The following is a 1,040-nucleotide window of genomic DNA, read 5'->3' as shown; positions in this document are numbered from 1 at the left end:
TCAGACGACCAGCATCCGAGGTCCGGATTGAAGTAAGCGCGTGACTTCGCGATATTCTAAGTCGGGCACAGATGTCTGACGTATCGCGCAAACGGAGACTCGATACTCAATCCCCAGCTAGGAAATTGCCTTGATTGCTTCTTCGTAAGCCAGGACCGCTTTTTCGGACTCAACTTCCAGGACATCCATTTCCGCGCAGAAATGCACGACATCATCAAGGCTAGGCACCTCTACGCTGTCCAGAGCTTCAACGGTTGGTTGAAGTTCCGCCCAATGACCCTGAACTTGCGTCAGCGCGTTGTGCGCAGCCTTACTCGGAGGTTTGGCCATTGTAATATATTCATTGCCGCCGCCTATGAGTGCATCGACGATGTTGCCAAATTTTGCGGCGTTTTTCTTGAATTTCTCGTGGTGTTCTTGTGCTTCGTTGCCGGTCGCCGCGAGCGCAATTTCTTTACAGACCTTCTGGGTAATCATCCGTTGACGGCCCGCAAAGTCCAAGGCCAGGGCCAGTGACGCATCTATATCGACTTCTCCGTAAGCCTGTTCCAATCTACGAACGACGACTTGGCAGGCCTCTTCAAGCACTTCGTCATTGCCCACAATCATGTTCAGATGCGCATCATCTACTGACCTGGCAGCAATGATTTCCTCAACTGCGGTCCGGTAGGGTGCCCAGAGATTTGCGACGTCTTTGAGTGCAGTGTTGACCGCATAAAATCTTTCACGGTCGACGCCCGAAGACCCCTTACCCTCTTTGAAACCAAGCAGGATGTCGTCGAATTCGTCATGCGCTTCCTGGAGCTCCTTCAGGTCCCTTTCGACCTCTGCATTCATGCTCAGAAGAACGGCAGCTTTAGCTGCCTTTTCAGTTAGGAAGCTCAGTTTACCAGCAGCCAGAATCCGATGTGTAACCTGCCCCGGAGCCATGGCAAGTGCGTAACCACCAACCGGCATGAAGGCCGTCATAGCGAGTCCAGATGCTCCAGTGACGAAAAAACGACGACTAATTTTCATTGCTGACATCCTTACCTTCGTTA

The 1,040-nt window shown here is 51.9% G+C and carries 1 protein-coding gene; it reads right to left on the bottom strand.

Annotation, left to right across the window (positions count from 1 at the left end):
• Positions 1 to 117: 117 nt before the first annotated feature.
• Positions 118 to 1,040 (bottom strand): type IV pili methyl-accepting chemotaxis transducer N-terminal domain-containing protein (locus Q1B13_RS26810; protein ID WP_299085947.1); only part of this gene is annotated, 923 nt, incomplete at its 5' end.

Origin of the sequence: uncultured Ruegeria sp. (assembly GCF_947489545.1) — a bacterium.
GTDB lineage: Bacteria > Pseudomonadota > Alphaproteobacteria > Rhodobacterales > Rhodobacteraceae > Ruegeria.
This window is presented reverse-complemented; position numbering and strand designations above follow the sequence as displayed.